Below are 25141 nucleotides of genomic sequence, written 5' to 3'. Positions count from 1 at the left end.
CGCGCGGCCGGGGGCAGGAATGGCGGAGGAACCGGGGCGGGCTCCCGTGACCGAATGGCTGGCGCGCGGCCGCGCCGGCGACGCCGCGGCCCGCGATGCCGCCTACGCGGCCGTCTACGAACAGCTCAAACAGGCCGCGCACAAACAGCTGCGCGGCCAGCGCCACGCCCTGCAGACCACGGCCCTGGTGCACGAGGCCTGGCTCAAGCTCGCCGGCAATGCCGAGCTCGCTCCGGCCGACCGCAATCACCTGATGGCCCTGTCCACCCACGCCATGCGCCACATCCTGGTCGACCATGCCCGCCAGGTGCAGGCCGCCAAGCGCGGCGGCGGCGAGCAGGCGCTCACCCTCACCGCCAGCGGCATCGCCCAGCCGCAGGCCGAGGTCGAGGTGCTGGCCCTGCACGCGCTGCTGGAAGAACTGCAGGGCTTCGACCCGCGGGCCGCGCAGATCGTCGAATTGCGTTATTTCGGTGGCTACGACGAACCACAAATCGCCGGCCTGCTCGACATCAGCCTCACCACCGTGCAGCGCGACTGGCGCCGCACCCGCGCCTGGCTGGCGGCCAAGCTGGGCGACTGACTTCCGATTCCAGAGCGAGCGCGCATGAGCACCGACCGCAGTCCGCAGGCGATGCGAATCTTCGAGCAGGTGGTCGACCTGCCGCCGGCGCAGCGGGCCGCGACACTCGATGGGCTCTGCGGTGGCGACAGCGGCCTGCGGGCCCTGGTCGAGGCCATGCTGGCCGCCGACGGACGCGCGGACGAACCGTTCTCCGGCAATGCCGCCCAATGGAGCGACGCGCTGGGCGGCGATGCCGCCGCCGAGCCGCCCACCGCGCAGACCGGCCGGACCATCGGCCCCTGGCGCATCACCGGCGAACTCGGCCGCGGCGGCATGGGCACGGTCTATGCCGTGCAGCGCGACGACGGCGCCTACACGCAGCGCGCGGCCCTGAAGCTGATCCGCCGCGCGGCGGACTCGCCGGCCGCGCGCGAACGCTTCCTGCGCGAGCGCCAGCTTCTGGCCCAGCTGCAGCACCCGCACATCGCCACCCTGCTCGACGGCGGCTTCACGGCCGACGGCGACCCCTACTTCGTCATGGAATACGTCGACGGCCAGCCCATCGACGCCTGGTGCGACGCGCGCCGCCTGGGCCTGCGCGAACGCATCGCCCTGTTCGGGCAAGTGCTGGACGCGGTGAACCACGCCCACCGCAACCTGGTCGTGCACCGCGACCTGAAACCCTCCAATCTGCTGGTGGATGCCCAGGGCCAGGTGAAGCTGCTCGACTTCGGCATCGCCAAGCCGCTCGATGGCGCCGACGCGACCGCCACCAACGACCGCGCGCTGACCTTCGAATACGCCAGCCCGGAGCAGCTGCACGCGGGCCCGATCACCACAGCCACCGACCTCTGGCAGCTGGGCATCGTGCTGCACCGGCTGCTGTCGGGCGCGCATCCCTTCGGGCTGGGCTGCGATACGCCCCTGCCCCGGCAGCTGCAGCTGCTCGAACGCGAGCCGGAGCCGCTGACCCGCGCCGCCGCGCTGGCCGACCCGGGCACGGCGGCACTGCGCGACGGCATGAGCCCGGCCGCGCTCGCCAGGGAACTGCGCGGCGCCCTGTCGAATGTCGTGCAGGGCTGCCTGCGCCGGGATCCGGCCCAGCGCTACGCCAGCGCCGATGCCCTGGCCGACGACCTGCAGCGCTGGCTGCAGCACCGCCCGCTGCGCATCGAAGCGCCGTCGCGCGCGACGGCCGCACGCCTGTGGCTGCGCCGCAACCGCGGGCCCGCCGCCGCCGCCGCCGCGGTGCTGCTTGCCGTGCTGGCGGGCAGCGCGGTGGCGCTCTGGCAGGCGCGCGAGGCGCGCGCACAGGCGGCGATCGCCGAACAGCAGCGCAACGAGGCGCAGCGGCAGGCCCTGGCGGCCCGTGCGTCCCTGCAGTTCCTGACCAACACGCTGGCCGCGGCGGCGCCGGAAAACGCGCTGGATACCGACGTCAGCGTGCGCGAGCTGCTCGACCATGCCCGCGCCACGCTCGACCAGAGCGGCACGGTCGACCCGCAGGTGAAACAACCGGTGCAGCGCCTGCTCGGCGAGCTCTACCACTCGCTGGGCGACCTGAAGACCGCGGCCGCGCTGTTCGCCGACGGTTTCGAGGGGGTGGAGCCGCGCAGCCGCGAGGACGCCGAAAGCCTGGCCCGGGAAATGGCCACCTACTCGGGCGTGCTGCACGGCCTGGAGCGCGGCGAGGAAAGCCTGGCCGCCGCCGAACGCGCCGCCGCGTGGTACCGGCACGGTGCGGCCGACGATGCCGCCGCGCAGGTGAAGGCCCTGGTCGTGCTGGGATCGGGCCACTCCGCGATGGCCGACTACCCCGTGGCCGAAAAGCACTGGCAGGAGGCGATCGCGCTGGCGAAACCGCTGCCCTCGTCACCGCGCGACGACGTCATCGAGGCCTACCAGCTGCTGGGCGGCCTGTTGAACCTCACCGGCGAGTACACGCGCGCCCTGCAGGTCCTGGACGAAGGCCTGGCCTTCGCCGACGCCCGGGGCGTTGCGCCGGATTCGCTGCTGCGCGTCAGCCTGCTGCGCAACAAGGGCGAGGCGCTGGGCCACAACGGCGACTTTGCGGCGGCGGAAAGCACGATCCGCGAGGCCATCGCGCTGCAGGAAAAGGCGGTCGGCTCGCGCGGCACCACCACCAGCCTGCTGTACGGCGCACTGGGCACCGCGCTGAACAACCTGGGCCGCTACCGCGAATCGCTGGCGGCGCTGGAGCACGCCGACGTCCTGGCCGCCGAAGCCCGCGGCACGCCGCTGGACGCGGCCATCAACCTGAGCAACCTCGCTTCGGTCTATGAAAGCGCGGGCGACTACCCGAAGGCGGTCGAGCTGTTCGAACGCAGCCTGGTGCGCCTGGAGGAAGCCGGGGATTCCGGCGAGGCGGCGGCGATGCGCTGGGGGCTGGAGCGCAACTACGCGCGCGGACTGGGCCAGGCCGGTCGCTACGCCGAAGCCGGCGCCATTTTCGACCGCCTGCGCGCGAAGGCGCTGGCGGACGAAGGCGCGGACTCGTTCAGCTACGCGTTCATCGTCTGGCAGCAGGTGGTGCTGGCCAAGCGCATGGGCGATGCCGGACACGGGTCGCAGGTGCTGGAGGAAGCCCGCACGCGGCTGGGCAAACTGGCGCCGGCGGCCCATCCGGTCTTCGCCCACGCGCTGCGCGCCGAGGCCGAGTTCTCGCGGGTCCGCGGCAACCTGGCCGCCGCGGAAACCGCGCAACGCGAAGCGCTGGCGCGGCTGTCCGCGTCCGGTGGCACCGACACCGCGATCGCGCAGGCGGAGCTGGCCGGCATCCTCGCCGCCGCCGGCAAACGCGACGAAGCGCAGGCCTTGCTGCAGCAGGCCCTGCCGGTGCTGCGCGAGGCGGTGCTGCCGCAGGAACTGCACCGCGCCGCCGCCGAGAGGCTGGCCACGCAACTCGGGGTGTGACGGTCCGGCCCGCAGCGGCTCAGCCGCTGCGGCGGCCGCAGCGCAGGTCGCCCACGCGGATCGATTCGCCCGGTGCCGGGTCGCCCTGGTTCTTGCGGAACACGATGGCATTGCCGCGGCGCGCGCCGCGCCAACCGTCATAGCTGCCGCCGTGGAAGCTCACCACGTCGCCGCCCGCCTGCACCGTGCCGCCGGCGCTGCTGCTGGTGTAGCGGCCGCCCTGGATGGCGAACCACATGCCGGTCGGCTGGTACTGGAAGCTGAAGTTCGCGCCGGCGCCGTGCGAGAGCTGGGCCATCTGGCATTCGTAACGGCCGTCGACGCCGGAGGCGTCCGATACCACGGTCGGCGCCGTCGTCGCCGCCACCGCGCCGCTGGCCGAGGCCGGCTGCAGCAGCTGGCGCACCTCGTCCGGCTCCATCTTCATCAGCTCGCGGCTGTACTGCGCGGCCAGGGCACGGGCCTGCTCGATCTGGGCCGGGTTCTTTTTTTCGCTGCCGTCGATGAACAGCAGCAGCGGCAGGCTGGCACCGCCGATCAGGGTGCTGTAAAGCTCGGCCTTGTCGCGGTCCGGCACGCCGGCCAGGTCCGGCGCCAGCGCCGTGCCCAGTTTGGCGAACAGCTGGTCCTGGGCGGCGGGATCGGGCGCGTCGCCGGTCCAGACCGTGCTGATGCTGCTGACGAAGAAAGTGTAGGCACCGGCGATGTTGTTCTTCCAGCCGCGGGACGCATTCGGCTGCTCGAACAGTTCGGCCTTCACCGTGGCGAAGGCCTCGCCCAGCTGCTGCCGTTCCTGCGGGGTCTTGCCCAGCTTGTCGGCGAAGTCCTGCAGCGAAGTGTCGCCGGGCGGCGGCGTGAACCGCAGCGCGGCCTCCGCGGCGGTCGGCATCCAGAGGAGGATCGTCAGGGCAATGAGGTATTTCATGGTTCGCTCCAGGGGTTGCGTGGTTCAACGCCGATCGCAGCGGGTGACGCTGTCGAATACCAGGGTGCTACCGTCGAGTTTGGCGACCATGTTCCCCATGTCGTCGCCGGAGAACCGCAGCTCGTGGCCCACCACCGACAGCGTGCCGCCACCCGCGCTGGTGCGGTAACGGTTGCCCGCGATGTCGAAACTGATGCTGGGGATCGAATCGACCATCATCATCGACGACCCGCCGGCGCCGGGCACGTAACGCACGGACGACACCACGCACTGCCAGCGACCGTCCAACTGCCCCGCGCCGCTGGCCGCGGGCGCACTCGAGACGGTGGCCGGAGCGACGGCCGCTGCAGTCGCCGGCGGGCCGGCCGGCGGCGCCGCTGGCAGCAGCCTGCCAACCTGCTCCGGCTCCATCTTCAGAATCTCGCGGCTGTACTGGGCGGCCAGGGTGCGCGCCTGTTCGATCTGCGCCTGGTTTCCGGTCTGCTCAGCGTCGATGTACAGCAACAGCGGCAGGCTGATACTGGCGATCAGCGTGTTGTACAGCGTGGCCTTCTCCCGGTCGGAAACACCGGCCAGGTCCGGCGCCAGCGTCTCGCCCATCTGCGCGAACAACCGGTCCTCCGCGGCGCCATCCGGGACCTTGCCAGTCCAGACATAGCTCACGCCGCTGACGAAGAAGGTGTAGGCCCCGGCGACGTTGTTCTTCCAGCCCTTCGCTGCGTAGCGCTGTTCGAAGATTTCGGTCTTCGCCGTGGTGATCGCCTGCAGCATCTGCTCGCGTTCGGACGCGTTGTTGCCCAGCTTGTCGGCGAACTCCTTCAGCGAGGCGTCGCCGGGCGGCGGCGTGAACCGCAGTGCGGTCGCCGCCTGGCTTGCGCCGGCGGACAGCAGGAGGAGGAGCGAAAGGGCTGCGATGCGTTTCATGGCTTCATCCGTCGAGGGAGGGGACTGACTGCGTCCGGCGGGATCAGCGCTGGAGGACGGCAGGCGACTTCACGTTCGGCCGGCGGCCAGGCGCCACCGGGATCGCGGTGCCCCAGTGCCAGAGCCGGCCGTCGGCGGTGGTGGCGAAGACGCGGTAACCGCCGGCATTGACGTTCACCACGTTCGACAGGGTCGGGATGCGCTGGGGCGTCAGGTGGTAACCGCCGGCGGTGCCCACGCCCACCTGGCCGTAACCGTCGAAGCCCCAGGCGCGCACCGTGCCGTCGCCGGAGCGCGCCAGCACGAAACCTTCGCCGGCGACGATCTGCTGCACGCCGCTCACGCCCTTCACCGGCACCGGCGAGAGGGCGAGGTCGTGGCCACTGCTTTCGCCGCGGCGGCCGTTGCCCATCATCGCGCTCTGGTTCGAGCCCCAGGCCCAGACGCTGCCGTCGGATTTCAGCGCCAGCGAGGTCTGCAGGCCCGCGGCGATCGCGACCACGCCCTCCAGCCCGGGCACCGCCGCGGCGGTCCTGGGTTCGCCGGCGCTGCCATTGCCCAGTTCGCCGTGCGCGTTGTTGCCCCAGGCGTAGACCCGCCCGTCCTGGCCCAGCGCCAGGCTGTGCCGCGCGGCCGTCGCCACCTGCACGATCGGCGGCAGCCCCGGCACCCGCGTCACCGGCGCATTGCCTTCGCGAAGCACGCCGCGCAGGCCGGTGACCTCTTCGCCCCAGGCGAACACCGCACCGTCGCGGCGCAGCGCCAGCGCGTGGCCGTAGGTGGCGGCGACCTGGACGATGCCGCGCAGGCCTGGCACCGGCCGCGGCGTCGCGCTGCCCTCGCCTTCGCGGCCGAGCGTGCGGTAGTTGTTCTTGCCCATCGCCATCACGGTGCCGTCGTCCAGCAGCAGGAAGGCGGCGTACTGGTTCACCGCGGCGGCCACCGCACGGCTTGGCAGCGCGATCTGCACGGGCCGGCCGTCGGCCTCGTCCGGCCAGGCCGTGACGGAGCCGTCGGCGTTGACGACCACCGTACCCCAGGACGCCGCGGCCGCCATCGGCAGCTTCGACGCGGGGATCGGCAGCGCAGGGCCTTCGGGGCCGGCATCGTCGACGCGGGGCGCGGCCTCGTCCGCGCGCTTGCCGGCATCGCGCGAACCGTCCCGGGCATCCCGCTCGGCCTCCGCCACGGCCTCACGGACCGCGCGCTTGAACAGGTCGCCGAAACTCTCCGCACCGGCGGGGCCGGAGCAGACGAACAGGACGCACCAGGCGATGGCGAAGGCGGATCGACGGACGTCCAGGGCGAGGTCCTTTCCTGTGCGGCCCATGGATTCACTCCTTGCAGTCGTCGATCTGGGTCCAGATGAAGGACCCGAAGGTGCGCGGCGCAGTGCAGGCCGTCATGCCCGCCGCCTGGCCGCAGATCTTTCCCATGGTGTAGATCGCGGTCATCTCCTCTTCCGGGCCGTGCAGCACATAGCTGCCCTTGGCGTCGGCGAAGCCCTTGCCGCCTTTCCAGTGGAAGGTGAATTCGCCGCCGCGGTCGCTGGTCGGGTTGTGGGTCCAGGTCACCTGGCCGCCGCAGACGGTATTGGTGAAGGATTTGCTGACGTCGCAGACGGTGATCGGCTCCGAGCAGGCGCCATCGCCGCTGGCGACGATGCGGTAGCCACTCTTCTTGGTGTCGAAATCCAGCGTGGCCCGGCCGACACCGCGCCGGCTTCGCGCCTCGAAGGTGATGCTCGCCTGCTGGTCCTTCTGGCCGGGATTCATGTAGTCGAACTGCGCATCGGCGCGGACCTTGTCCTGCGGGCTCAGCGAAGTCGGACCGTTCAACGTCGCCCGGACGGTGCCGCCGGTGGGCATGCCGTCCTTCTTCGCGCGCGGTTCGGCGAATACGGTGTATCGGGTATCGGGCTGGGCGCCCTTGCGCTTCTCCGGGGTGCTGCGCACCTGCAGGTCCACGCAGCGCCCGGATTCCCAGGGCGCCTTGCCGCCGGTGAAGGCGCCCTGGAGCATCATCTCGGCAATCAGCCGCATCGACTTGACGGTGTCGTCGAGCAGCTTCTGGGTGTGCTTGGACTCGTCGGGACGGAAGAAGCTGTGCCCGGTTTCGCTGACATGGGCGGTGGCGGTCGCCGCTCCGCGCGGCGAGCTTTGCGTCAGGTCCACCGACAGCGGTTTGCCGCGGGCGCCGGTGCCCGAGATGTTGACGTGGATGTCCTCGGCGGAACCGTCGTCGCCGTCGACCAGGTGCGCGTCGTCATCGAGCCAGCGCTGGTAGGTGAACTTCGCCTTGACCGAGCCGCTGGCGCCGCCGGCCTGCATGTTCGATTCGGTTTCGATGGTGACCACCAGCTTGCCCTGCGGGTCCGGGCAGCTGTCGAGGTGGATCTTCGTGCGCACCTTGCCGGTGACGCCGTTCGCGTTGACGTTTTGCTCCATCGTCGTGTCCAGGCCGTCCTGGGTGATGCCCAGCTCGGCCGAGCCATCCTTGCCGTCGAGCTTGATCGGCCCGTCCTTGATCGCCTGCGCCACCTGGTCCGGGGTCAGGCTGCCGTTGAGCACGCCGCCGGCCATCGCCCCGCCGACCAGGCCGTAGCCGACGCCCAACACGCCCGCGTCCATGCCGGTACCGTCGAACATGGGCACCATGCGCGGCAGTTCGGCCTGCGCGGCCAGCGACGAGCGCTCGAAGGCCAGGCTGACCGCCGCCATCGCGGCGATCGCCTGTTCCTCGCCACCCAGCGCGTCCTCCATGCCGGTGGCCTTCATCAGCTTGTAGTGCAGCCAGAACTCCAGCGCCGACGCCGCGCGTGCGTTCGGCAGCGGGCCTTCGGCGTTCAAGTGGTCGATGTCTTCCTGGCGGATGGCGCGCGAGCTTGCGGCCGGTTCCACCGGCGTCGCGACGGACGCATCGGTGGACGCGCCCTGCCCGCCCTCGGGCGCCGGCGAACAGGCCCCGACCAGGAAGGCGATGGCGGAAGCGATGAGGAGAGGACGTGCGTGCATGGCGTTTCTCTTGTGTGGGCGGGGTGCTTTCGCGCCGGAAACCGTTGCGACGGAACGACGCCGGCGGCTCAGGTTCCGCGCTTGAACAGGCCGCGCAGCAGGCGCCGGCCGCGGCCTTCCTTCGGGTTGTCCTGGGCGCCCGCTTCTTCCAGGCCCAGCACCAGGCTGGCGGTGGACTTGGTGCGCACGCGCACGCTCCACTCGGGCTTCCACGCCGCCAGCTTCCGGGCATCGGTCGGCCGCGGCGGATACGCCAGGTGCGTCTCCGGTCCGTAGGCCGCCATGTTGAGCACCGCGACGTTCGCCACGCCGCTGTCGTCGGCGAAGATGCCCTGCGGCACCGTGCAGCTGGTGGCGCTGGCCGGCAGCAGCACGCGCTGCTTCAGCCAGCGGCTGATCTGGGGCGCGCCGAGGTAGTCGACCAGCGTCTGGCCCGCCCCGCCCACCTCGGCGCTGCTCCAGACCACCACGTCGAACTTGTTCATGCCCTGCTTGACCGGCGTCTTCATCTGCGCGGCCTGCAGGAAATACGCCTGGGCGCGCTCCACCGGCGACCAGCGCAGCTCGATCGGCGCTTCGATGTCGCCCTGGCCGGTGAGCGCGATCTCGGGCATGAAGTCGGCGTTGCGGTCCAGGTCGAACTTCAGCGAGGCCGGCACGCCCTGGCCGGTGAAACGGTGCGCGCCGACCACGCTCGCGCTTTCGGGCACGCGCGTGCTCTGGAACTTGTTCGGCCACAGCACGTGCGCCGGGCCCGGCTGGATGTCGCCATCGGGCGCGAACTGGCCGGTCGAGACGCCCGCGCCGGTCATCGTGGCCTCGCCGGCCTTCAGGCGGAACGTGGTGACCCGCGGCTGGCCGCCGCGCACCGCCGCACCGCAGCCCCAGTATTCGTGCACGGTGAATTCGACATCGGGCGCCTCGTCGCCCTGCTGGCCGGGCTGCGACGGACCCACCGGCGGCGGCGGCATCAGCACCAGGGTGCCGCCCAGCCCCAGGCCGGCCGGGATCGCGTCCTCGACCTGCACGCCCGGGCGCAGCCGGTTGTGCACGGCGACGTCGAGGTAACGGCCGGTGCCGCCGGGATGTTCGGTGGTCGGGTACTTCGGCTTCGATGCGTCGCGGTCCATCATGCGCTGCGCGAACCGGCCCATGCCGCCCAGGTCGGGTTCGTTGACGTGGTGGTGGGTCGCCACGTCGATCCAGACCTGGGTGGGCGGCGTCTGCGCCGCGGCGTTGCCGGCGGGCGACCCCAGCGCTGCGGTGATGGCCAGCGCCAGGGCGAAAGGCGCGATGCGGGAGCGGTGCAGCGACGGGGACATGGCGGTTCTCCTGTGAACACAGGGCCGCGGGGGGCGGCCTCACAGGGGGTTATCGCGATGCCGGGGCGAAAGCCTTCATTCCTGGCGGTGGGCGGGGTCCAGACGCGTCGGTGGGCAACCGTAGAGTCGCTTCACCACCCGCGCCAGGTGGCTCTGGTCGCAGAAGCCGGTGGCTGCCGCGATCTGCGCCACCGGCACGGCCGTCGTGCGCAGCAGGTGCACGGCCTGCTGCGCGCGGTGGCGGCGGTCGGCTTCGGCCAGGCCTTCGCCGGCGTGGGCGCGGTAGGCCTCCGTCAGCCAGGGCGGGCTCAGGCCGAGCCGGTCGGCCAGTTCGGCGTTGGCCAGCGGCCTCGGCGTCGTGCCCAGCAGGCTTTCGACCTGCACCAGCCAGGCAGGCGCCGCAGGCCCGGCATCGGCAGTGGCCATGTGCGCCAGGAAACTGCGCAGCGCCTGCGCGATCCCGCGCTCCGTGGCCGCGGGGTCCTGGCACAACTTCAGCAAGCGGCGCGAGGCCAGCGCGACCGCGCCGCCGATCCGCCGCACCGGCCGGTCCAACTGCGCCAATGCGCCGGCGCCCAGCCAGGCCGGATCGAATTCGATCTCCAGCTGTTCGTGCCCGAAGCGGCCGACCTGGTTGGCATGCGCGTCGCCGCGGCGATAGAACACGGCCGAGGGACCGGCGATGGCCAGGGCCCCTTCGTCGACGAAGTTGCGGTAACCGCCGGCGATGAACAGCGAAAGCAGGGGCCAGTCGTGCGCGTGTTCCGGCACGCATCGGCCGCCCGGGTCGCTGGTGCGATGCAGGACCGCGCCCGGAAAAATCCGTACGACGTCGCGGCGGCCATTCGGCCCGCCGGGCGGCGGTGACGACCGGTCATCGGTCGCGGCGCGGGACGGGGGATCGCGGTCCACGGCAGGGGTCTCGTTCGGGGCGCCGGGCCGACGCGGGTTCCGCGGCCTGCGGACGGCTGCAGTATGGCCACGCCCGGCCCGTGCTCCGGATGTGCCGTAAGGGATGGGGATAACCGGGAAACGTCCAAGCCAGCGACCGCGCCCGGGCGCTAGATTCGCGCCAGTCCATCCAGGGATCCGCCATGCGCCCGACGCCCCCGCCCGCCTTCCGGCGCGCCACCTGCCTTGCTCTGCTGCTCGTCGCCGCGCTGGCTCCGGCCGCCGCGAGCGCCCTCGTCTTCCGCAACGTGACCGTGCTGCCGATGGACCGCGAGGCCGCCCTGCCCGGCCAGGACGTGGTGGTGCGCGATGGCCGCATCGTCGCACTGCGCGACACGGGCGGCCCGATCGCCGACGGCGACACGGTGATCGACGGCACCGGCCGTTACCTGATGCCCGGGCTGATCGACCTGCATACCCATCCGGTTTCGCCCGCCGAGTACCCGCTCTACCTGCGCCACGGCATCACGACGATCCTGGCGGCTGGCGGCGAGCCGCTGGAGTGGACCGCCGGCCCCGTGCCGGACGCCGCGCCGCTGCAGGTGATCGCCACCACCGACACCCTGCACGGCAAGGCCGGGCCCGGCGGGTACGTGGTCGCCTCGCCCGAGGATGCGCCGGTGGTGGTCGGCCATGCCCGCGCCGCGGGAGCGTCGATGCTCAAGAGCTATACCTCGATGCCCGCGCCGGTGCTGGAAGCGTTGGCGGCGCAGGCCCGGGGCAAGGGCATGGCGGTGGTCGGCCATCTGCCCGCCGGCGTGCCGCTGGAGCAGTCGCTGCCATCGATCGACCTGGTGGCGCACAGCGAGGAATTCGCCCAGTTGCTTCCCGCCGAAGCGACGGACGCCGAGATCGACGCGGCGATCTCGGCGCTGCGCCGGCACGGCACGACGGTGTCGCCGACCCTCGCGGTCGTCGAGCAGATCGGCGCGCAGGTGACGATGACCGACACGTCGCTGCGTGGCCCCGAGGCCGCCCTGCTGCCCGCGCCGATCTACCAGGGCCGGCACCGGCGCAACAACGGCTATGCGAACCGGTCGACCCCGGCGGCCTTCGCCGCGGCGGTGGCCGCGCAGCTGACCCGGCAGCGCGACCTGGTGGCGCGCATGCACCGCGCCGGCGTGCCGCTGGTGTTCGGCACCGACACCCCGACCACCTGCCTGCCGGGTGCCTGCGTGCACCACGAGTTCGCCGAACTCCGCCGCGCCGGCCTGGGCAATTACGAAGCGCTGCGCACCGCCACCTTCAACGCCGGCGCATTCCTGACCGAAAAGAGTCCCGCCTCCGGCTCCACACGCCTGGGCGTGGTCACGCCGGGCGCCGTCGCCAACCTGGTCCTGCTCGAGCGCAACCCGCTGCAGGACGTGGGTGCGTTGGCGTCGGTGGCCGGCGTGATGAGCCAGGGCCAGTGGCTGCCCGTGGAGCAGCTCGACCACCTGGTGCAGGCCTACCGGCAAGCCGAAGCGCCGCGCCATGCCCTCGTCGACCGCTACGAAGCGCAGATCGCCGGTGACGACATTACCGCGCTGGCGCAGGCCCTGAAAGGCATGCCTGGCGACGGCCGCGCCACGCTCAACGCCTTCGTCGTGGTCGCCGACGCGCAGCGCCTGCTCGATGCCGGCCGGGGCGACGAGGCCCGGGCCCTGCTCACCGCCGCGCGCCCGCACCTGGCGCCGGGCATGGCGGTGCACAACGTGGTGGGCACGTTCTGGCTGCGGGCCGGCGACAAGCCCGGCGCGATTGCGGAGTTCCGGCAGTCGCTGCGGATCGCGCCGCGCAACGCCAACGCGATGGCGGCGATGCGCGAGCTGGGCGCCGAAGCCGCCACCACGCCCGAAGCCGAAGTCGCCGCCGTGGTGGCCGATCAGTACCTCGCGGGATTCCGCGACGGCAATCACCAGGCCATGGCCGACCTGTTCGCCGACAACGGCGTGCATGTACTGCACATCGCCAGCGACCCGGCGCCGCTGTCGGTGACGCCGCTGGCCACCCGCCTGCCCGGCTGGACCCGACAGCCCGACCCGCAGGCGACGCTGTCCGGGCTGCGCGTGCTCTGCACCAGCGACACGCTTTGCACCGCCAGCTTCACGCTGCGCTACCGCGGCCGCGAGTTCCAGGACCAGCTGAACCTGGTGCGCACGCACGGGCGCTGGACGCTGGTGGCCAAGGTCACCTACCTGCCCTAGGCCCCGGCACCGGCCGGTCCCCGCATCGCGGGGAGTGAAGGCCGGGGCCGCTGTTCCGCGATAACCCCGGTGTGGCTGCCAGCGGGCGGCCGAATTTCCACCGGAGAATCGCCATGCGCCGCCGTCCTTCCCTCCCGGGCACGCCCCTCGCCTTCTCGTTCTGCCTGGCGTGGGCCCTCGCCCTGACCATCCATCCCGCGGATGCCAGCGGCGCGGCGCTCGCCGACGATTCGCCCGCCTCACGCGACGCGGCGCTGCAGCGGCTGCGCAGCGCGGCGCCACGCGCCAGCTGCGCCGACAGCGCGACGATGGGCAGCGTCTACGGCAGCAGCTGCAACAACCGCGAGTTCCCCGCGCCGCCGATCCTCGCCGCGCCCAGCAAGACCTGGGAGACGACGCCGGGCTGGTGGGGCGCCTGGTCGCCCTTCCTGGTCGGCGAGCTGATGCTGACCGGCAGCTGCAACAACGACGGCAATGCCGGCCTGTCGGCGCTGGATACGAGGACCGGCAAGACCGTCTGGCGCATCGGCGAGATCTGCGCCGTCGGCAACCGGCGCGGCTCGACCGGCAACATCGCCTTCCACGAAATGCAGTCCGGCAAGGTGCTGATGATCTACCCGCGCGACGACGGCGGACCGACCGACTACTACGTGGTCGACGTGAAGGCCGGCCGCCTTGCCGGCTCGCTCAAGCCGGCGGCGAACGTCACCCTGCGCGGGCTGGGCGGCGTGTTTACCGGCGTCAACCAGTCCTTCAACGACGGCGTCAGCAACGTGATCGGCTTCAGCGCGGACCTGGGCGAGGTGCGGTGGCGCAATCGCGAGTTCCGCCTGGCGATGGACAAGTACGACTCGCACTACCAGCCCACCTTCAGCCCGACGGCGATGGCCGGTGGCGTGCTGTTCGTGACCGCGCGCAGCAAGGACCAGCCGGATCCGCCGACGCGCCAGCTGCACGCCATCGACACCGCGACCGGACGGACGCTGTGGCGGCACACGCAGCAGCCGAAGGCCGAGGGCGCCTGGCGTTCGGACGACGGCACGCCGATGGTGGCCGGCGGCAAGGCCGTCATCCGCGTGCAGGGTTTGCTGGGCGCGGTCAGCGAGGGCCGCAAGCCCGATGGCGACGCGCTGCGCGCCTTCGATCCGCGCAGCGGCGCGGTCGCATGGACCACGAAGCCCGTGCCGGGCACGGCCATCGTCAATTACGTCGCGGCCGGCGACACCCTGGTGGCCGAAGTCGACCGCGGCGGTGCACGCGAGCTGTGGGGTTTCCGCCTGGGCGACGGCGCGCTGGCCTGGCGCCGGCCCGCCGGCAAGGACACGCAGTTGCTGGCCTCGTCGGGCGGCGCGTTCTATGCCTCCGAGCGCCTGCCGATCCCCGGCCGCGAAGCCGGCAACTTCGACTACCGCCTGCAGGGCTTCGACGGGCAGACCGGCACGCAGCTGTGGAGCACCGTGCTGCCCGGCAAGAACCTGCTCTTCGACGGCGGCTGGGGCATCGTGCCCGACCCGCGCCGCGACGGCGTGCAGGGCCCGGCCTGGCGCATCGGCCGGGACGGCGCGATCTACGGCGTCACCCTGACCGGTGCCTATCGCATGAAATGAAACACGGGGCCGGTGGGCGGGCTACCATGGCGCCCCATGACCGACCTCGCCACGACGCTACGCGCGCAGCTGGGGCTTGCGGCCCCCGTTCCGGTGGCCTTCGCGCGCGGCGAGGTCGTGGCGGGCGACGGCTACGACCGGGAGCGCATCGAATACCGCGGGCTCGAGGGTGACGTCATCCCGGCCTTCCTGTTCACGCCGACGGGTCGCGACCCGATCGGCGGCGTCGTGGTCTTCCACCAGCACAACGGCGAGTTCCACTTCGGCAAGAGCGAAGTGGCCGGGCTGGTGGGCGATGCCTTCCAGGCCTTCGGGCCGGCGCTGGCCCGCCGCGGCCTGGTGGTGCTGGCCCCGGACGCGATCAGCTTCGAGGACCGGCGCGCCGCGGTGCGCGGCGTGGAGCCGGACTTTTACGACTGGCTGCAGCACTACAACGCCATGAGCTACCGCCTGATCGACGGCGACACGCTGATGCGCAAGGTCCTGGATGATGCCCAGCGCGCGATGAGCGTGCTGCTGTCGGTCACCGGGGTGGAGGCGCACCGCGTGGGCATCGCGGGTCATTCCTACGGTGGGTACACCGCGCTCTACCACGCGGCGCTGGATGCCCGCTGCCGTTTCGCCTGTCTCAGCGGTTCGGTCTGCAGTTTCGACACGCGCCGCCGCGAAGGCACCGGGTTCACCCTGTTCGAGTCCGTGCCGGGACTCGCCCGCCTGCTCGACACGCACCAGGTGCTGGCCGCCATCGGCCCGCGGCCGACGCTGGTCGTTTCGGGCACGCAGGACAAGTATTCGCGCGATGCGGATGCCGTCGTGGCCAAGGTCGGCGGCGATTCCATCACCGAACTGCGCGTGGACCGCGGGCATGCGCTGGACCAGGAACGGTTCGAGGCGATCGTCGAGTGGATCGTCGAACGCGTGTCAGCCCCCTGAGCCGGCGCGAGCCGCCATGCGCAAACGCCCACCCACCCTCGATGGCCTGCCCGCCAGCACGCTGCAGCTGCCGCCGGGCCCGTGGGCGACCGTGCTCGACGGCCTGTGCGGGCATTTCCCGGCTGTGCCGCGGACGGTGTGGCTGGACCGCATGGCGCGCGGCCGGGTCGTGGACAGCGACGGACGCGGGCTGACGCCGGACACGCCGTACCGCGTCGGGCTCGAGGTGCATTACTACCGCGAAGTGCCTGACGAAGCGCCAATCCCGTTCGAGGAAACCGTGCTGTTTGCCGACGCCGACCTGCTGGTGGCGGACAAGCCGCACTTCCTGCCGGTGATGCCGGCGGGTGCGCATGTGCACGAAACGCTGCTGGGGCGATTGATCCGGCGCACGGGGAATGAAGACCTGGTGCCGCTGCACCGGATCGATCGCGAGACGGCGGGGTTGGTGCTGTTCTCGGCAAATCCGCAGACCCGTTCGGCTTACCAGGCCCTGTTTCGGGAGCGGCGAATCGAGAAAAGCTATGAAGCGCTGGCGCCGGCGCTGCCGGATATCGGGTTTCCCTGCACCCGCGCAAGCCGGATCGACACGGGCGAGCCCTTCTTCCGCATGCAGGAAGTCGACGGGCCGGCGAACAGCGAAACCCGGATCGATGCCATCGAACGCGGGGATGGGTATTGGCGCTACGCGCTGACGCCGGTCACCGGCCGCAAGCACCAGCTGCGTGTGCACATGGCCGCGCTGGGCGCACCGATCCTCAACGACCCGATGTATCCGGCGGTAACACATCGCGCGGCGGGCGACTACTCGGCGCCTTTGCAACTGCTGGCCCGCAGGCTGTCCTTCATCGACCCGCTCACCGGTTCCGCGCGGCAGTTCTCCAGCGGGTTCAGTCTCGGGACCTGACGGACAACCCCGGGAAAGACACAAGCCGCCCGCAAAAAGCCACAAGCGCCCGCAACGATCACTGCCCGAGCCCCCATTCCTTCCTCTCCCCTGCGGCAGAGGGCCAGGGAAAGGCGACGCCCTCTCGCGACCCAGCCGAGGCAAATGATCATGCCCCACCCGCAACGCTCCCCGGCGGCGACCACATCCCGCCCCCTCCCCTGGTGCACGCTGCTGCTTTGCGCCGCCACCGTCGCCCTGAGCGTGCACGCGGCGATCGAAATCAGCGGAACCTGGCTGGGCAAAGTAAAGATCGTGCAGCTCGAGCACTACGGCCTGCGCTTCGGCCACCTCCGGGACCTCGAACTCTGGCGCCTGGTCACCGCCCAGCTCATCCACGTCAAACAGCTCCACATGGTGGGCGACGTGTTCTGCCTGCTTCTTGTCGGCGCGGCGGTCGAGCGCCACGTGGGCTCCCTCCGCCTGTTCGTGCTCTGGCTGGTCGGCGGCTCGATCGCCATGCTGATCAGCACGCTGTCCGTCGAATACCCCTGGAACCTCGGCACCGGGTCGTCCCAGGCGATCATGGCAATCGCCGGCGCGGGGCTCTGGCTGATGCTGACGGGCGTCGACCGCTCGAAGTTCATGCGGTGGGCGGTCGGGTTCTCGATCGGCCTGGCCTTCGTGATCGATCTGGTCCATGTCTACTACCCGAAACCCGGGCATGTTTCGGGCGTGCTGCTCGGCTTGTTGATTGCATCGTTTTTTTACCGGAACACCCATAACGGCAGGCCGGCCGCAATCGGCCAACCCGTTCCGTGACGCCATCCACAATTTGCCTTGGCAAACCACCGGGCCGACGCGAACCTGGACCTCCGCTGCAACCCAACCCGCATTGCCTGCAGCCTCGTCGCGGGCACAGGCTTGTCCGCACTGCCGCCTTGTCGGACACTCCCAACAGCCCCGCCCTCCGCGGGAAATGGAAGTCATGCATGCGCTTCGTCGTTCTCGCCGCCGGCCTGTGGGTCGTCCCGGCTTCCGTGCTCGCGAGCGCCCCGCCCGCACCGATCCCGCCCGCACCGTCGCCCTACCGCAACGCCCCGGCCGAGGTGCGCACCTATCTCGAGCAGGCGCGCAAGGCGGACTTCCTGTCCGATCCGCTGGCCCGCTGCCTGGAATGGCCGGCGATCCCGGGCGCGAAGTGGCCCGAGGGCCTGGTGCAGGCGCACTGCGAATACAACTTCGCTCCGCGCCTGACGCTGGCGGAGCTGGACAAGCACCTGAGCGAAGGCACGATCGCCGCGCTCGAGGCCCGGCTGGTGGCCGACCTCGAACGCCACTATTCCGACGGCGACGACTTCACCGAGATCGTGCATGCGCACTTCTTCGACTTCAACGGCAGCGACGAGTCGGGCCGCCTGACCCAGGCCTGGATCGACGCCGCGCCCGAAAGCCCCTTCGCGCAGGTGGCCCGCGGCCACTGGAACCGGAGCATGGCCGGCAAGGCCCGTGGCACGAAGTGGATCCAGCAGACGCCGCGCGAGAACATCGAGCGCATGCATGAATACGGCGACGCCGCGATCGAACACTACGAACGCGCGCTCAAGCTGGAGCCCCGGCTGACCGAAGCGCACGCCGGCATCATCGACGTCGCCACGCTCGGCGGGCGCGACAAGGACATGAAAGCCGCCGTCAGGAAGGCGCAGAAGCTCGCGCCCGCCTGCCGCGCCTGGGGCCACCAGTTCATGGGCGCGCTGGAACCCCGCTGGGGCGGCAGCTTCGAGCAGATGGTGGAGTTCGCCAATACCGTGAAGCCGTATATCGACGAGCGGCCGATGGCGTCGATCGTCGCGGTGATGCCGCAGCTCACCCTCTCCGACGAGCTTTATCGCGTGGAACGATGGCCGCAGGCGGAGGCCGTCGCGAAGGACGCCACCCTCAAGACCACCCACATCGCCGCCTACCGGGACGCCGGGCTGTCGATCCTCGCCCAGGACGGCGGCAACCAGTGGGAGGCGCTGATGTACCTGCTCGGCGAATCGCGCCTTTCGGGCGGCTCCGGCTACGCGGCGCGCCAGCGCGGTCGCCTGATCTGGCAGCTGACGCAAGACGTCGAGTGGGCCCTGCTGGCGACTCGGCGCGCCGTCGACATCGACCCGTCCAATAGCTACGGCCAGTGGCTGCTCGGCGGCCTGTATGCGACCCAGGGCAAGGTGGACGAAGCCGAAGCCGCCTACCTGGAGGCGATGCGGGATCCCGAGCAGCGCCGCTCCGCGCTGAAGAACCTGGTGGCGCTGCTGGTGATGAAGGACCAGACCAAACGTGCGGCCCGCTACGTCGAAACGCTGACCACCGAATACCCCGACTATGGCTGGGGCTGGTTCTACAACTCGCTGGTGATCATCGACCGCAAGGGCGGCACCTTCAGCCCGGACGATCGCGAGGTGATGGACGCGTTCGACAAGTTCGAGCAGACCGCGGACCCGGACGATGCCGAACAGCTGATGCAGGTGCGCGCCCTGCGCGATTCGCACCGCCGGCTGCAGGAGCAGATCAAGGAAGCGGAGGCCGAGGCCAAACGCCGGGCGCGCCGGCCATGAGCGCGTCCCTGCCCTTCGCGGCGGCGATGCTGGCGGCGGCCCTCGCCGCGACGGTCGCCGCGCCTGCGGCACCTGCGGGGACATCGGCAACGCCAGACACCACGTTCGCCGCGCTGCCGCTGGACGCCAAGGTCGAAGGCCGCGGCTATCCCGAACTGGCGGAAGCCTGGTGGCGCTGGGCCTATCGCCAGCGCGACGGCATGCGCCCCACGCAGGACCCGACCGGCGCGCAGTGCCATGTCGGCCAGACCGGCACCGTGTGGTTCCTGGCCGGCACACCGGGCACCGGCACCGCCAACCGCCGCTGCACGGTCCCCGAAGGCCGCCACCTGTTCCTGCCGGTGCACGTCGCGCTGGAGTACTCGGTGCCCGGACGCCGCCGCGACTGCGCGACCCTGCGCACCGCGGCCGGCGAAGTGGCTTCGCGCCCGCTGACTTACCGCGTGGAACTCGACGGCGCGCTGCTGGCCCCGGTCCGCAGCGCCTCGCGCGACTGCTTCGACGCCTACGCCGACGCCGGCCACGACGACGTGCCGCCGGGCCTGTACGCCCCGGCGTCCACCGACGGGCTCTGGCTGCTGCTGCCGCCGCTGTCGAAGGGCACGCACCGCCTGGTCGTGGAGGCACGGCAAACCGCCGCAGGGGCCGCTCGCAGCCGTTTCGACCAGCAGTTCACCTATACGCTCGACGTCGGCGGCAAGCCGGTGGAAGCGGAGGGCGAAACACCGCCGCCGCCCGAGGACGATGCGGAAGTCATAACGTTGTGACGCGGCCGGACGGTCCGACCATCGCCTGCAGATAGGCGTACCACTCGGCCTCGACCTGCGGCAGCGGCCCGATGTGTTCCATGAAATCCGCCAACGAGCCCCCGTGGTGAACCAGCTGGTCACAACCGGTCGCGACCGTCCCATTGCGCGAACGAGCCCACAACCCGACCCGAGTACCGAGCGAGGCCACGGATGACGCCTTCCCCTAGGTATATGTCGCCCCGCTCGAGTGCAATCCTGAAAACGCCAGACATGCCTAGCCTTGTCCCCCATGGCCTACCGCATGCTTGGAAGCCCGGATCAACTCTTGCCGATTCGGTGCGATAGGCACGAAAGCAATCGTGTACGATGGCGCGACGTCCGGAGCGTCGCCATGCCCACAAGACCGCAGTCAGTCTCGTCGCCCACCGGCTTTCGCCATGTCCCCCTGCGCGGCCGCGTGAGCCCTGCTGGGGGCGCATCTTTCGAGCACTGGGTGGGAAAGCGCTCCTCGGTGATGGCGTCGACCAACGCCAGCGACCTGCCCTTCCAGCGCTGGCATCGCTTCAAGGAAGCGTTCGATCCGGAGCTTATTGCTCGCGCCGTTCGGGAGTCACCCCGCCCTGTCCGGAGCTTGGCCGATCCCTTTGGAGGTTCAGGAACTAGCGCCCTTACGGCACAGTTCCTAGGGGTGACACCATCGACGATTGAAGTTAATCCGTTCCTAGCCGACCTGATCCAAGCCAAAGTCACTGCCTACCATGTGCCTGCTCTCATTTCTGCACTGACACACGTCTGCGACGTGGCACGACGCTCGCGCAGCCGGGCCGGCACGATGATCGATGCCCTGCCCGCCACCTTCATCGAGCCCGGTGTCAAGGGACGCTGGCTGTTCGATCATGAGGTCGCGCTGGAAGTTCTGCGTCTCCGCTCAGCCATCGCCCAATTGGAGGACGCGAGCATCGCGCGCCTTTTCCGTGTCATCTTGGGTGGGTTGATAACTAGCTTCAGCAACGCAACGGTCAGCGGAAAGGGACGCCGATATCGGGCCAACTGGGAGAATCGGCCCGTCGATCCGCGCATCGTGCTAGCTGCGTTCTCCGATGCCGCAGCGAACGCGATCGGTGAGATCGACATGTTCGCCGATCGCCCCATCCGCGAGGCGACAGTCCTCTGTGGCGACAGTCGCGCCGTGTTTGAGACACTCGACCCGGTCGACCTTATCGTCTGCTCACCGCCCTATCCCAATTCCTTCGATTACACCGACGTATACAACCTGGAGTTGTGGATGCTCGGCTACCTTGGCTCAGCGCAGGACAATCGAGCGCTCCGACAGTCCACGCTGACCTCCCATGTGCAGGTCTCACGCGACTTCGCCACCGCCCCATCGACGCCCACACTTAACCGGACAATGAAAGCACTACACCGCAGTGCGTCGCAGCTGTGGGACCATCGCTTGCCGGCCATGGTCGGTGGTTATTTCGCCGACCTTCTGACGCTTCTGCGCGCTTCCGCACGCATACTGCCGCAAGGTGGACAGGCGTGGTTCGTCGTAGGCGATAGTCAGTACGCACAAGTGCACGTACAGGTTGCGCGTATTCTCGAAGAACTCGCACCCCTTGCCGACTTCGGCGTCGAATATACAACCCCGTTTCGTTCAATGCGCGTTTCTCCGCAGCAGAGCGGCCGACCAGGCTTGAGCGAAGACCTCGTGGTGATGACTCGTCGCTAAACCGCGGCAAGCACTGCGCGGTAGGCATCCGAGCTGTTGTAGAGGAACCACCGACTCAGCACGACATTGAGCCGCACCGCGTCATCGACGACATGAGCGAAGACAGCGTCGTTCCCGAGATCAGTCGCGCGCATGTCGAAGCAGCAAAGGATCTTCTCACGCATGTTGCGCTTGAGCCCATACGCGTTGGCCTGCTCGAGCCCATCGCGAACGTGATCGTGGATGAACTGATCAGGATACTTGCGACCTGTGGAGCCCCTCTCACGAAGAACTTTCATCTCCAATACCGCGTGATGAATGACGTGTCCGGCAGCCATGCCGCGCTCACTAACGATTTCAAGATCGGTTCGTCCTTCTTTGCCGGGCTGCTCGGGGCGAACTTGGCATCGTAGGAATCGCCCAAGGAGAACGAAGCGAACGATATCCTGAACACGGAACTCGGCCTCATTGACAGCCCAGAACTTCGAAGCATCCTCCCAGAGCGAACCCTTTCTCATCTGGTCAGGCGTTATGAGTTCCTGCTCATAGGCGTGATCGATCGCTTCGATAATGGCCTCGCGGCTCGGCATCTCATCATCGATGTCATACGTCTCGCAGTCATCGTCGTTGGCGATGCCATGTGCATATACGCTGATCGTAGAGTACCCACGCTTTGGCGTGTAAATGATCGTCGGTAGCTCGGCCAATCCGTGAACTTCGAGCGCCTTGAACAGCGCGTCGTCTCCATCGTTCACACCGAAACTTGATCCGCTCAGCGTAGACGAGACCGCGTGAATCTGACCAGTAACCCGACGGTTGCCAGTCCGGAGCAACCGATTCCGAGTCCATGCTGCATCAAGCGACTCGAACACGGACGCCGGCGTAAGTACGAATGCAGCCGGCTGATCGAACTCAGCGTCATCACGGCGTTCACGGCGCGCGAGGAGCTGCGCGACCTCGCGCGGAAAGCGCTGCTCATCCGATAGGTCCGCGTCGCCGCCGCGTCCCGTGACCTCCGCTGCCGCCAGCGCCGCCTCCTCACCGCTCCACGCCCCCAGTAGGTTAGCCATAGGCCTGCGCCTTCTGTCCAAGGTAGTCCAGGTACAGGTAGAGCCTTTCCGCCGGCATGAGCGTGCGTTCGGGCGCAAATGCCATCGCCGCATTGCGGGAAAAATTCTTCGCGCTACTTGCCCACTCACCGAAATCGATCACGTCATTTACATCGACGTCCGCGTCGGCGTACCGCGCATCCCATTGAGTCGCCACGCCCATTGCCTCGTCCGAAAGTCCGGCATAAGCTGCCGCAAGTTCGCTGAGAAAATGCGTTTCATCGCGCCGAAACTGGCGGAGAGCATCGAGAACGGGATCGGCCGCCAAACGGCGTAAGCGATAGCGCGCATGCACTCGGTAGCGGCCATCGGTATCGTCGATCTCATACGTCAGATCTAGCGCGTCCACCAGCCCCCGACCGACCAGGTGATCGAGCGCCGCTTGCAGGCCCGGATAGTACGGTCCTGCGCTACGCTTGAGCAAGGCGGCATCGAAGGGCTGCAGATCAAACACGGGGGACAGCACGTTGGCGAGGTACGCCAGCTCGTGCAGTGCACGCGCGGGCGAAGGAACGACGCCCGAACGGGCTAGCGCGTCGAGCAGGCCCACCACCCGATGGCCCTGCGCAAGCTGGGTTTCCTCGGGCGTAAAAGTACTCACGGCTCCTCCAGCGCGATCATCAGTTTGGCGAGGTAGCGCTCGTACTCGACGACACCATCCACCATCGCCTTTGTAGGCTGACCAGCCTTAAAGAGATTCGTTAGTGTCTTGGCGCGCTCGCCAGGTGGTGCGGCCTTGCGCAGCAGCTCCGGCACGAGCGGTCCAGCACCGAGATTGGATGTGACGACGAGGCGATTTGGTGATGTGCCGTCCGCGAATCGCGCCAACACTGTCGCCGCACGGTCGACAAATATGGCATCGAGCGAGGATTCGGGCGCATCGATGCAGATCGTGCCGACATGGTCAGGCGACGTGACCTCTATCAGTGCCATTCTGAACGCAAGATCGATGAACTCACGCTGGCTCTCCGAGACATAGGCGGGATTCGCGCGGCGCTGCACGCCAACGAAGTCGCTTCCGCCCAACTCGACTGAGAAGGCGGGGTACTCGGCATACGTGTCGCCACCGGTCTGGCCGACTAGACGCCGATCCGGCGTCCAGCTCAGACGACTTTCCTCATAGAGGAAGTCGCTGGATACAGCCTCGAAATGCTCCTTTATTCGGGCGGCCGACTGATGGATCGTCGCCCGGAAGGAATCGAGTGACGCATTGAAGGTTGCACGCTCGGTCTCAAGTTGAGCGCGAAGCTCGGTGACCATGTTATTCAAAGTCTGGAAGCGATCTTCCAGCTCTTTTCTCCGCGACTGGTCCGGAGGCAGCTGGTTGACCAAGTTTGCGACTTGTTGGTGCGCGTCCTCGATCTCCGTCGCCCGCAGCGCCAGCTGTTCGCTGTCGCGCAAGTACGCCGCATGCGCTTCATCGCGATTTGTAGCTGAGACAACAAGCTGGGTAGCACTACGCTCAACGCGGCGCTGCAGCTCCTGCAAGCGCTCCTCGTTCAGTTCGATCACGTCGACTGCAGGAGCTAGCACCGAATCGCAGACCACGCAGTGGCGCTGCGCAACCGCCTCCGCAAGACGAGCCTGGACTTCAGCAACGTCGGTCGCTGTACAGACGAGGCACTGGTTATCGCTCATCAGCCGCGCGTAGATGAAGCGCACAGACTGATCGGCATTTGGCATACGCGACTCGATCGCGAGGAGGCGCGCGCGCTCAAGCTCGCGTAGTGCGCGGTCATACTCGTCTTGAGCGCGAAGCGCGGACAGTCGCGCCTCTTGCCGACTGCGCTCGGCCACACGGATGCGATCGGTCAGCGCATCACGTTCATCCGTCAGGCGCTGGCGTCGCTGCTCGGCGACTTCGAGCGCGTCGCGCACGCCAGGCTCATCCTCGATCTGAGTCGCCTGCCTGCGCTGGATCTTCTCTTCCTTGCGAAAAGCGGCCTGGAGGTTACGAAGGCGAGAGTCTAACGAAAGGATCGAGCGCTCCTGCTTGGTCCAGTCCGCGGCTTGGGTGGGCGTCAGAAGCAGACAACGCAGCAGCTGCCGCTGCGCACCACTGTCCCATACAAGGGCGCGGCGGTCTTCGAAGAAAAACACCAAGGTGCGTAGCACAAGCAGCCAGTCACTGAAGGTACCTAGACCGGCCGCATGGGTGACGGTATCCCGCAACTTCTGCTCATCAAGCGCCTGATCAGTTCCGCCCAGCGTCCAGCCATCGAGCGCAAGGTTGGCGAGCTTGCGACGGACACTGAAGGTCGTCGTTCCTAGGTCGAAGGTCAGCTCGCACGTTGCGTTCTCGGCCCCGTCGTTGACCCGATTGGCAAACTGCTTACGCTGCACAGCGCTAAGGTCGTAAGCCTCCAGACGCGCGTTGCCGACCTCGCCTTCGGGCAGCCCGAGCTCCTGCGTCCCGGCAAGCATGCGGTACAGCAGTGTCATCAAGGTTGTCTTCCCAAGCCCGTTTGCACCGAGAATCAGGGTGACGCCCGGGCGGAATGTGACCTCGAACGTGCCGTCACGCGCAAACCCCGGATACAGGCCGTACTTCTCGATTCGAACATGTTTGAGGAGAGGGAACAGTGCCATGGGATCGTGGGCTCTAGGAGTTCGTGGGTCGGGAGCCCGGTGCATCGAGCGGGCAGCCCTTCATCAGGCTCATCGGATCACAAACCGAATCGGAGGACAGACCGGGGCGGCAAACTCGGTCGGAACCGCAGTTTGCCGG

The 25141-nt window shown here is 69.1% G+C and carries 19 protein-coding genes; 10 read left to right on the top strand and 9 right to left on the bottom strand.

The features are described from left to right. The first annotated feature begins 46 nt into the window (after positions 1-46). Both E1B00_RS00510 and E1B00_RS00505 read left to right on the top strand, forming a co-directional pair. Positions 47-583 carry an ECF-type sigma factor gene (locus E1B00_RS00510; protein ID WP_176693075.1) on the top strand — a complete coding sequence of 179 codons (537 nt, stop codon included), beginning with the start codon at positions 47-49 and terminating at the stop codon, positions 581-583. Between the two features lie 24 nt (positions 584-607). After that, a complete protein-coding gene (locus E1B00_RS00505; RefSeq protein WP_139444717.1) occupies positions 608-3499 on the top strand; it encodes a serine/threonine-protein kinase in 2892 nt (963 codons plus the stop codon). 19 nt (positions 3500-3518) lie between these two features. On the opposite strand, the gene E1B00_RS00500 is transcribed toward E1B00_RS00505, so the two are convergent. The 6 genes from E1B00_RS00500 to E1B00_RS00475 form a co-directional block, all read right to left on the bottom strand. Next, a complete protein-coding gene (locus tag E1B00_RS00500; protein ID WP_139444716.1) occupies positions 3519-4424 on the bottom strand; it encodes a DUF6683 family protein in 906 nt (301 codons plus the stop codon). Positions 4425-4448: 24 nt separating this feature from the next. After that, positions 4449-5348 carry a DUF6683 family protein gene (locus E1B00_RS00495; RefSeq protein WP_139444715.1) on the bottom strand — a complete coding sequence of 300 codons (900 nt, stop codon included), beginning with the start codon at positions 5346-5348 and terminating at the stop codon, positions 4449-4451. A gap of 43 nt (positions 5349-5391) precedes the next feature. After that, positions 5392-6678, bottom strand: a complete 1287-nt coding sequence (locus E1B00_RS00490) for an RCC1 domain-containing protein (RefSeq protein ID WP_139444714.1) — start codon at positions 6676-6678, stop codon at positions 5392-5394. A 4-nt stretch (positions 6679-6682) separates the two neighbouring features. Further along, positions 6683-8362, bottom strand: coding sequence for a hypothetical protein (locus tag E1B00_RS00485; RefSeq protein ID WP_139444713.1), 1680 nt, complete (start codon positions 8360-8362; stop codon positions 6683-6685). Between the two features lie 68 nt (positions 8363-8430). Beyond that, a complete protein-coding gene (locus E1B00_RS00480) occupies positions 8431-9684 on the bottom strand; it encodes a hypothetical protein (protein ID WP_139444712.1) in 1254 nt (417 codons plus the stop codon). A 75-nt stretch (positions 9685-9759) separates the two neighbouring features. Next, a complete protein-coding gene (locus E1B00_RS00475; RefSeq protein WP_139444711.1) occupies positions 9760-10455 on the bottom strand; it encodes a helix-turn-helix transcriptional regulator in 696 nt (231 codons plus the stop codon). A 323-nt stretch (positions 10456-10778) separates the two neighbouring features. Here E1B00_RS00475 and E1B00_RS00470 point away from each other — a divergent pair, with 323 nt between their 5' ends. The 8 genes from E1B00_RS00470 to E1B00_RS00435 all read left to right on the top strand — a co-directional run bounded on the left by E1B00_RS00470 (position 10779) and on the right by E1B00_RS00435 (position 21325). Beyond that, complete coding sequence (locus tag E1B00_RS00470; RefSeq protein ID WP_139444710.1) at positions 10779-12821, top strand: amidohydrolase family protein; 2043 nt, start codon at positions 10779-10781, stop codon at positions 12819-12821. A gap of 113 nt (positions 12822-12934) precedes the next feature. Further along, positions 12935-14428, top strand: a complete 1494-nt coding sequence (locus E1B00_RS00465; protein ID WP_139444709.1) for an outer membrane protein assembly factor BamB family protein — start codon at positions 12935-12937, stop codon at positions 14426-14428. A gap of 36 nt (positions 14429-14464) precedes the next feature. Next, positions 14465-15361 carry a dienelactone hydrolase family protein gene (locus tag E1B00_RS00460; protein WP_139444708.1) on the top strand — a complete coding sequence of 299 codons (897 nt, stop codon included), beginning with the start codon at positions 14465-14467 and terminating at the stop codon, positions 15359-15361. 16 nt (positions 15362-15377) lie between these two features. After that, positions 15378-16268: an RluA family pseudouridine synthase gene (locus tag E1B00_RS00455; RefSeq protein ID WP_139444707.1), complete on the top strand. Its 891-nt coding sequence runs from the start codon at positions 15378-15380 to the stop codon at positions 16266-16268. A gap of 144 nt (positions 16269-16412) precedes the next feature. Continuing rightward, positions 16413-17069: a rhomboid family intramembrane serine protease gene (locus tag E1B00_RS00450; RefSeq protein WP_139444706.1), complete on the top strand. Its 657-nt coding sequence runs from the start codon at positions 16413-16415 to the stop codon at positions 17067-17069. A 170-nt stretch (positions 17070-17239) separates the two neighbouring features. Further along, a complete protein-coding gene (locus tag E1B00_RS00445) occupies positions 17240-18847 on the top strand; it encodes a DUF4034 domain-containing protein (protein ID WP_139444705.1) in 1608 nt (535 codons plus the stop codon). Continuing rightward, the gene (locus tag E1B00_RS00440; protein WP_139444704.1) at positions 18844-19614 is read left to right on the top strand and encodes a hypothetical protein; all 771 of its coding nucleotides are present in this window, start codon (positions 18844-18846) and stop codon (positions 19612-19614) included. The genes E1B00_RS00445 and E1B00_RS00440 overlap by 4 nt, the downstream gene beginning before the upstream one ends. 496 nt (positions 19615-20110) lie before the next feature. Continuing rightward, a complete protein-coding gene (locus tag E1B00_RS00435) occupies positions 20111-21325 on the top strand; it encodes a hypothetical protein (RefSeq protein ID WP_139444703.1) in 1215 nt (404 codons plus the stop codon). On the opposite strand, the gene E1B00_RS00430 is transcribed toward E1B00_RS00435, so the two are convergent. From E1B00_RS00430 to E1B00_RS00420, 3 genes are read right to left on the bottom strand one after another with little or no spacing between them, the layout of a single operon-like run. After that, positions 21322-22374 carry a hypothetical protein gene (locus tag E1B00_RS00430; protein WP_139444702.1) on the bottom strand — a complete coding sequence of 351 codons (1053 nt, stop codon included), beginning with the start codon at positions 22372-22374 and terminating at the stop codon, positions 21322-21324. The two genes, E1B00_RS00435 and E1B00_RS00430, sit on opposite strands and share 4 nt — an antisense overlap. After that, positions 22367-23014 carry a hypothetical protein gene (locus E1B00_RS00425; protein WP_139444701.1) on the bottom strand — a complete coding sequence of 216 codons (648 nt, stop codon included), beginning with the start codon at positions 23012-23014 and terminating at the stop codon, positions 22367-22369. The genes E1B00_RS00430 and E1B00_RS00425 overlap by 8 nt, the downstream gene beginning before the upstream one ends. Further along, positions 23011-25002 (bottom strand): ATP-binding protein, encoded by a 1992-nt coding sequence (locus E1B00_RS00420; protein ID WP_176693073.1) that lies wholly within the window; start codon positions 25000-25002, stop codon positions 23011-23013. Before E1B00_RS00420 ends, E1B00_RS00425 begins: the two co-directional genes overlap by 4 nt. Positions 25003-25141: the final 139 nt, after the last annotated feature.

The organism is Arenimonas terrae, assembly GCF_006265115.1.
Lineage (GTDB): Bacteria > Pseudomonadota > Gammaproteobacteria > Xanthomonadales > Xanthomonadaceae > Arenimonas > Arenimonas terrae.
Note: the sequence above shows the minus strand (reverse complement) of the source record. Positions and strands in the feature narration are given on the sequence as shown.